7 protein-coding genes are annotated in these 8,170 nt (G+C 60.6%); all 7 read left to right on the top strand.

Annotated features, from left to right (window positions below):
• Positions 1 to 1,458, top strand: a 1,458-nt coding sequence (locus ACXRVY_RS03730; protein ID WP_458237031.1) for an FHIPEP family type III secretion protein, incomplete at its 5' end; no start/stop codon positions are given.
• Positions 1,459 to 1,469: 11 nt separating this feature from the next.
• On the top strand, positions 1,470 to 2,798 hold the full coding sequence (gene flhF, locus ACXRVY_RS03725; RefSeq protein ID WP_223461389.1) for a flagellar biosynthesis protein FlhF: 1,329 nt from the start codon (positions 1,470 to 1,472) through the stop codon (positions 2,796 to 2,798).
• Between the two features lie 116 nt (positions 2,799 to 2,914).
• On the top strand, positions 2,915 to 3,745 hold the full coding sequence (gene fleN, locus ACXRVY_RS03720) for a flagellar synthesis regulator FleN (protein WP_008001746.1): 831 nt from the start codon (positions 2,915 to 2,917) through the stop codon (positions 3,743 to 3,745).
• Positions 3,742 to 4,482 carry an RNA polymerase sigma factor FliA gene (fliA, locus tag ACXRVY_RS03715; RefSeq protein WP_223461391.1) on the top strand — a complete coding sequence of 247 codons (741 nt, stop codon included), beginning with the start codon at positions 3,742 to 3,744 and terminating at the stop codon, positions 4,480 to 4,482. The genes fleN and fliA overlap by 4 nt, the downstream gene beginning before the upstream one ends.
• A gap of 168 nt (positions 4,483 to 4,650) precedes the next feature.
• The gene (locus ACXRVY_RS03710) at positions 4,651 to 5,022 is read left to right on the top strand and encodes a chemotaxis response regulator CheY (protein WP_003183998.1); all 372 of its coding nucleotides are present in this window, start codon (positions 4,651 to 4,653) and stop codon (positions 5,020 to 5,022) included.
• Between the two features lie 21 nt (positions 5,023 to 5,043).
• Entirely contained in the window at positions 5,044 to 5,832 is a 789-nt protein-coding gene (locus tag ACXRVY_RS03705) for a protein phosphatase CheZ (RefSeq protein ID WP_223461393.1), read from the top strand.
• A 54-nt stretch (positions 5,833 to 5,886) separates the two neighbouring features.
• Positions 5,887 to 8,151 (top strand): chemotaxis protein CheA, encoded by a 2,265-nt coding sequence (locus ACXRVY_RS03700; RefSeq protein WP_458237030.1) that lies wholly within the window; start codon positions 5,887 to 5,889, stop codon positions 8,149 to 8,151.
• Positions 8,152 to 8,170: the final 19 nt, after the last annotated feature.

The following is an 8,170-nucleotide window of genomic DNA, read 5'->3' as shown; positions in this document are numbered from 1 at the left end:
GCGGTCGGTATCTTCCAGCACAACATGAACTTCGCCGACGCCGGCAAGGTGTATGCGCTGTTGACCATCGGTGACGGTTTGGTGGCGCAATTGCCATCACTGTTGTTATCGACAGCCGCGGCGATCATGGTGACCCGTGCATCCGGTTCGGAAGACATGGGCAAGCAAATCAATCGCCAGATGTTCGCCTCGCCCAAGGCGCTGGCGGTGGCGGCGGGCTTGATGGCGGTCATGGGCCTGGTGCCCGGCATGCCGCACTTCTCGTTCCTGAGCATGGCGGCCCTGGCGGCTGGTGGCGCGTACCTGTTCTGGAAAAAGCAGAACGTCGCCAAGGTGCAGGCCCTGCAAGAGGTCAAGCGCCAGCAGGAGCTGCTGCCGTCGCCGGCACGCGCCCAGGAAACCAAGGAGCTTGGCTGGGATGACGTGACACCGATCGACATGATCGGCCTGGAAGTGGGTTATCGCCTGATTCCGTTGGTGGACCGCAACCAGGGTGGCCAGTTGCTGGCGCGGATCAAGGGGGTGCGCAAGAAATTGTCCCAGGACCTGGGCTTCCTGATGCCCACGGTGCATATCCGCGACAACCTCGACCTGGCGCCCAGTGCCTATCGCCTGACCCTCATGGGGGTGATCCTGGCCGAAGCGGAGATTTACCCGGATCGCGAACTGGCGATCAACCCGGGGCAGGTCTACGGCACGCTCAACGGCATTACCGCCAAAGATCCGGCTTTTGGCCTGGAGGCGGTCTGGATTGAAATCAGCCAGCGCGCCCAGGCGCAATCCCTCGGTTATACGGTGGTCGATGCCAGTACCGTAGTGGCTACCCACTTGAACCAGATTCTCTACAAGCACTCCAGTGAACTGATCGGTCACGAAGAAGTGCAGCAACTCATGCAATTGCTGGCCAAAAGCTCGCCGAAACTGGCCGAGGAGCTGGTGCCGGGCGTGGTTTCGCTGTCGCAGCTGCTCAAGGTGCTGCAAGCGCTGCTGGCCGAACAAGTGCCTGTGCGCGATATCCGCAGTATTGCCGAGGCTATCGCCAACAATGCCGCCAAGAGTCAAGATACCGCCGCGCTAGTGGCTGCCGTGCGGGTTGGCGTATCCCGTGCAATCGTGCAAAGCATTGTAGGCACTGAGTCGCAGCTGCCAGTCATCACGCTGGAGCCAAGGTTGGAACAGATATTGCTCAATAGTCTGCAAAAGGCCGGGCAAGGCTCGGAAGAAGGCGTTCTGCTGGAGCCAAGCATGGCTGAGAAGCTGCAACGTTCGTTGATCGACGCGGCGCAGCGGCAGGAGATGCAAGGTCAGCCGGTGATTCTGCTGGTGGCCGGTCCGGTTCGCGCGATGCTCTCGCGATTCGGTCGGCTCGCAGTCCCGGGTTTGCACGTGTTGGCTTACCAGGAAATCCCTGACAACAAGCAAGTGACCATCGTTGCGACAGTAGGGCCCAACGGCTGAGGTAGTGGTTTATGCAAGTTAAGCGTTTTTTCGCCGCCGATATGCGTCAGGCCATGAAGCTGGTTCGCGATGAGCTGGGCGCTGATGCCGCCATCATTGGCAACCGCCGGATCGCCGGAGGTGTCGAGCTGACGGCTGCGCTGGATTACAAGTTGTCGGCGCTGGCGCCGCGGGTTCCGAACATGGAGCTCGAGGACGAGCTGCGCAAGACTCAGTCGCGGATCGTCACCGCCCAGGCCGAATTGAGCCTGCGTAGCGATGGCGAGAGCGACCAGAGCACCAACCGTCAGTTGTTCGCCGGCTTGCCGTTGACCGCCGCCGAGCCGCTGATCGAGCCGACGTACGCCGAACCCCGTCGCCCCGCACCAGCCGCTGCGCCAGCGTCCGGTGGCGTGGACCCGCGGGCGTTCGACTCGATGCGATTCGAGCTCAACAGCCTGCGCGAACTCATGGAAGTCCAGCTGGGCTCCCTGGCCTGGAATCAGTTGCAAGGCAGCCGTCCGGACCAAGCCAACCTCTGGCGCCGCCTGCAACGCATTGGCCTGTCTGGCCCGCTGTCGCGCGACCTGCTGGCGCTGATCACCGAAATCGAAGAACCCCGTCAGGCCTGGCGCATGTTGCTGGCGCACCTGGCGCGCATGATCGTTACCCCCGAAGTCGAGCCGCTGGAGGAGGGCGGTGTGATCGCCATGGTCGGCCCTGCCGGCATGGGCAAGACCACCACCCTGGCCAAACTGGCGGCCCGTTACGTGCTCAAGTACGGCGCGCAGAACATTGCGCTGGTGAGCATGGACAGCTTCCGCATCGGTGCCCAGGAGCAGCTCAAGACCCTGGGGCGCATTCTCAACGTGTCGGTGACCCACGTCGATCCGGGCCAGTCCCTGGTGCAGGCGCTGGAACCCTTGCTGCGCAAGCGGGTGGTGCTGATCGATACCGCTGGCCTGCAGGCCAGCGATCCGGCCCTGCGTATGCAACTCGAAAGCCTGGCCGGTCGCGGTATCCGCTCAAAAAATTATCTGGTCCTGGCAACCACCAGCCAAAAACAGGTTCTAACCGCCGCTTATCACAGTTACAAGCGTTGTGGGCTCGCTGGCTGCATCCTGACTAAACTGGATGAGACGGCTAGTCTGGGCGAGGTGTTGAGCCTGGCTATCAGTCATGAGTTACCCGTGGCCTACCTGACCGATGGCCCGCGGATTCCGGATGATCTCCATCTGCCGCGCCGTCATCAGTTGGTCAGTCGCGCCGTCAGCGTACAAATGCAGGAAGAACCCAGCGAAGAAGCCATGGCTGACATGTTCGCTGATATTTACCACAGCCAAACCAAGCAGGTTGGCTAAGGTAGTAATGAACAGTTTTTGTACCTACATCGATGGTCTGCCATGCATTGTTCCGATTGCGAACGCGCAGCCAGTAATGTGGCCTCCGTCTATGCAAGACAAGGTAAAGAAATAACATGGGCAGCATGCATCCCGTACAGGTGATTGCGGTGACCGGCGGCAAAGGTGGCGTCGGGAAAACTAATGTGTCAGTGAACTTGTCCCTGGCTCTGGCTGAGCTTGGCCGGCGCGTCATGCTGTTGGACGCCGACCTGGGACTGGCGAACGTCGACGTTCTGCTGGGCCTGACACCCAAACGTACCCTGGCCGACGTGATCGAGGGCCGCTGCGAACTGCGCGATGTACTGCTGCAGGGACCCGGCGGCATCCGAATCGTTCCGGCCGCATCCGGCACTCAGAGCATGGTGCATCTGAGCCCCGCGCAACACGCCGGCCTGATCCAGGCCTTCAGTGATATCGGCGACAACCTCGACGTATTGGTGATCGACACCGCTGCGGGCATTGGTGACTCGGTCGTCAGTTTCGTTCGCGCAGCCCAGGAAGTGCTGCTGGTGGTGTGCGACGAGCCGACTTCGATTACCGATGCCTACGCCTTGATCAAGTTGCTCAATCGCGACTACGGCATGAACCGCTTCCGCGTTCTGGCCAACATGGCCCAGAGCCCGCAGGAAGGACGCAACCTGTTCGCCAAGTTGACCAAGGTCACGGATCGCTTCCTCGACGTCGCCCTGCAATACGTCGGCGCTGTGCCCTACGACGAAAGCGTGCGCAAGGCCGTGCAGAAACAGCGTGCCGTCTACGAAGCCTTCCCGCGCTCCAAGTGCTCGCTGGCGTTCAAGGCCATCGCGCAGAAGGTCGATACCTGGCCACTGCCTGCCAACCCGCGCGGGCACCTGGAATTTTTCGTCGAGCGCCTCGTGCAGCAGACAGCAGGACCGGTTCTATGACAGCAAGCGGTTACAACCTCTACAAAAAATCGGCGCGTGATGCGCAGTACGAGCTGATCGAGCGTTACGCGCCGCTGGTTAAACGCATTGCCTACCACTTGCTGGCGCGCCTGCCGGCCAGTGTCCAGGTCGAAGACCTGATCCAGGCCGGGATGATCGGCCTGCTTGAAGTGTCGACCAAATATGACGCCAGCAAAGGCGCCAGTTTCGAGACGTACGCGGGCATTCGAATCCGCGGCGCCATGCTCGATGAAGTGCGCAAGGGGGACTGGGCGCCACGTTCGGTTCACCGCAATACGCGCATGGTCAGCGACGCCATTCGCTCGATTGAAGCGAAAACCGGCCGTGACGCTAAAGATCACGAAGTTGCGGCCGAACTCCAATTGAGTCTCGACGATTACTACGGGATTTTGAACGACACCCTGGGCAGCCGGTTATTCAGTTTCGACGATCTGTTGCAGGACGGCGAACACGAAGGGCTGCACGAGGATGGCGCGAGTGCTCATATCGAGCCGTCACGCGATCTGGAAGATGAACGCTTCCAGGCTGCGCTGGCGGAGGCGATTGCCAATTTGCCGGAGCGTGAGCGACTGGTGTTGGCGCTGTACTACGACGAAGAGTTGAACCTCAAGGAAATCGGTGAGGTCCTGGGGGTCAGCGAATCTCGGGTCAGCCAGTTACACAGCCAGTGCGCGGCCCGTTTGCGGGGGCGTTTGGGGGAGTGGCGAGCGCGCTGAAGGCAGTGTGGGGGACACTGCGAACGAGGCCGGTGTGGTGTTGAACTGCGCCGGTCGCGATCTGTTGTGCTCCAGACAGTCATTGAGTGCTTTGCCGGATTGATTGAAATGGCGCGTCCAGGTGCTGGGCGCGTTTAAGACTGCTTGGAGGTCGAATTGGACAAGAACATGAAAATCCTCATCGTTGATGACTTCTCAACGATGCGGCGGATCATCAAGAACCTGCTGCGTGACCTTGGGTTCACCAACACCGTCGAGGCCGACGATGGCACTACCGCCATTCCGGTGCTCAACAGCGGAAGCATCGACTTTCTGGTAACGGACTGGAACATGCCTGGCATGACCGGTATCGATCTGCTGCGCCACGTGCGTGCCGATGAAAAGCTCAAGCACCTGCCGGTGTTGATGGTGACCGCTGAAGCCAAGCGTGAGCAGATCATCGAAGCGGCCCAGGCCGGTGTTAACGGCTATGTGGTCAAACCCTTCACGGCCCAGGCGTTGAAAGAAAAAATCGAGAAGATTTTCGAACGCATCGGTTGATGAGTGCGCCACGGGGGAGCTATGGGCAATAACGAAACTTCATTGGGCGACTTTGAGTCGACCCTGAAAAAACACGCCGTCGAATTGGTCGCGAGCCTTGAAAAAGGCAGGTTCGGCGACGCGGTGCAATTGATCCATGAGCTCAACCAGACCCGTGACCGCGGCCTGTATCAGGAAGTGGGCAAGCTCACTCGCGAACTGCATAGCGCGATCGTCAATTTCCAGATTGACCCGCACATGCCGCAAGCCGAAGAAGTGTCCCAGATCACCGACGCCACCGAGCGTCTGGGCTATGTGGTCAAGCTGACCGAGGCCGCGGCCAACCGCACCATGGACCTTGTGGAAAGTGCCACGCCGCTGGTCAATGGCCTGGCCGATGAAGCCAAGGTCTTGAGCGCGGACTGGGGGCGCTTCATGCGTCGCGAAGTCGGCGCCGAAGAGTTTCGTGAACTGGCCCGACGGGTCGAGGGGTTCCTGGCGCGCAGCGGCACGGACAATCGCGCGGTGTCGGGCAACCTCAACGACATCCTGCTCGCCCAGGATTACCAGGACCTCACGGGACAAGTGATCAAGCGAGTGACCCAGTTGGTCACCGAAGTCGAAAGCAACCTGCTCAAGCTCGTGCTGATGGCCAGTCAGGTGGACCGCTTTGCGGGCATCGAACATGACCGTGAAGCGATGCTTGCTGAAAAAGATCCACAAAAACATCTCTCTCAGGGTGAAGGTCCGCAGATTCATGCCGATAAAAGAGAAGACGTTGTGTCCGGTCAGGACGATGTGGACGATTTGTTATCCAGCCTGGGATTTTAGAGTTTTAGAATTTTAGGTTTTTTGGGTTTTTAGACCTGTAGGAGCACCCCCTTAATGAGCTTCGGCGCCGATGAAGAGATCCTTCAGGATTTCCTGGTTGAGGCCGGCGAGATTCTAGAGCAACTGTCCGAGCAACTGGTCGAGCTGGAAAGCCGTCCGGATGATGCGGATCTGCTCAATGCAATTTTTCGCGGTTTTCACACTGTAAAAGGGGGCGCCKGCTTCCTCCAGCTCAACGAGCTGGTGGAGTGCTGCCACATCGCCGAGAACGTGTTCGACATCCTGCGCAAGGGTGAACGTCGCGTCGATTCGGAACTGATGGACGTGGTTCTCGAGGCGCTGGACGCGGTGAACAGCATGTTCAGCGAGGTCCGCGATCGCGGCCCGATCACGGCCGCTACACCGGAGCTGCTCGCGGCGCTGGCACGTCTGGCCGAACCGCAATCGGCTGACGAGACGGCTGCTGCACCTGTCGCCGCCGTGGTCGAAGCGCCTGTGGCTGAAAGCGAATCGGGCGATATCACCGACAATGAATTCGAACAACTGCTGGACTCGCTGAACGCCGTCAAGGCTCAGGCCGAGGCGCCGGCACCTGTTTCTGTGCCGGTCAGCGATGCTGCTGCCAGCGATGAAATCACCGATGCCGAGTTCGAGTCGTTGCTCGATCAACTACATGGCAAGGGCCAGTTCGCCATTGACGCGGTGGTCCCGGCGCCGGCTGCGCCAGAGGCCCCGAAAGCGGCCGGCGACAGCTCCGATATTACTGACGACGAATTCGAAGCACTGCTCGACCAACTGCACGGCAAGGGTAACTTCGCTGTCGATGCGCTCGAATCGGCCATTGCTTCAGTACCGACTCCTGCCGCGCCAGCCGCTGCGGCGGCCGGCAGCGATCTGATCAGCGATCACGAATTCGAATCGCTGCTCGACGAGTTGCACGGCAAGGGCAAGTTCAGCGAAGTCGGCAAGGCGACGGTTTCCAGCGGATCGAACACGTCCGTTGCCGCGCCGGCCGCGAAGGCAGCGGCGCCGAAACCTGTGGCCAAGGCACCCGAGCCCAAAGCCGAAACACCGGCCCCGGTAGCCGCTGCTGCACCGGCTGCTGCCCGTGCTCCGGCCGCGCCACCGGCGGAAAAGCCGGCCAGTGAAGCCGAGACCACSGTGCGYGTCGATACCGCGCGYCTCGACGAGATCATGAACATGGTSGGCGAGTTGGTGCTGGTGCGTAACCGCCTGGTCCGCCTGGGCCTCAACAGCGGCGACGAAGCCATGTCCAAGGCCGTGTCGAACCTCGACGTGGTCACCGCCGACCTGCAAACCGCGGTCATGAAGACCCGGATGCAGCCGATCAAGAAAGTCTTCGGGCGCTTCCCGCGCCTGGTTCGCGACCTGGCTCGCCAGCTCAAGAAAGAGATCAACCTGGAGCTGGTCGGCGAAGAAACCGACCTCGACAAGAACCTCGTCGAAGCCCTGGCCGACCCGCTGGTCCACTTGGTGCGCAACTCGGTCGACCACGGTATCGAAGAGCCGGCTGATCGCGAAGCGATGGGCAAGCCTCGCAGCGGCAAAGTGATTCTGTCCGCTGAACAGGAAGGCGACCACATCCTGCTGTCCATCTCCGATGACGGCAAGGGCATGGATGCCGATGTTCTGCGCGGCATCGCCGTGAAGAAAGGCTTGATGGACAAGGATGCGGCGGACCGTCTCAGCGAGTCCGATTGCTTCAACCTGATCTTCGCGCCGGGCTTCTCGACCAAGACCGAGATCTCCGACGTGTCCGGTCGTGGCGTGGGCATGGATGTGGTGAAAACCAAGATCGCCCAGCTCAACGGCACCATCAATATCTACTCGACCAAGGGCAAAGGCTCGAAGATCGTCATCAAGGTGCCGCTGACCCTGGCGATCATGCCGACGCTGATGGTCATGCTCGGCAACCAGGCGTTTGCGTTCCCGCTGGTGAACGTCAACGAGATCTTCCACCTTGACCTGTCGACTACCAACGTCGTGGACGGCCAGGAAGTGGTGATCGTGCGGGACAAGGCACTGCCATTGTTCTATCTCAAACGCTGGCTGGTCAGCTCCGCCGCTCACGAAGAGCAGCGCGAGGGCCATGTGGTGATCCTTTCGGTGGGCACGCAGCGGATCGGCTTTGTCGTCGATCAACTGGTGGGCCAGGAAGAAGTGGTCATCAAGCCATTGGGCAAAATGCTCCAGGGAACGCCGGGCATGTCCGGCGCCACCATCACCGGTGACGGCCGCATCGCGCTGATTCTCGATGTTCCGAGCATGCTCAAGCGTTACGCCACACGGCGTATTTGATTCTGGTGGAGCGGGGCGC

The sequence above is a fragment of the Pseudomonas sp. P5_A2_2 genome, assembly GCF_054177685.1.
This window is presented reverse-complemented; position numbering and strand designations above follow the sequence as displayed.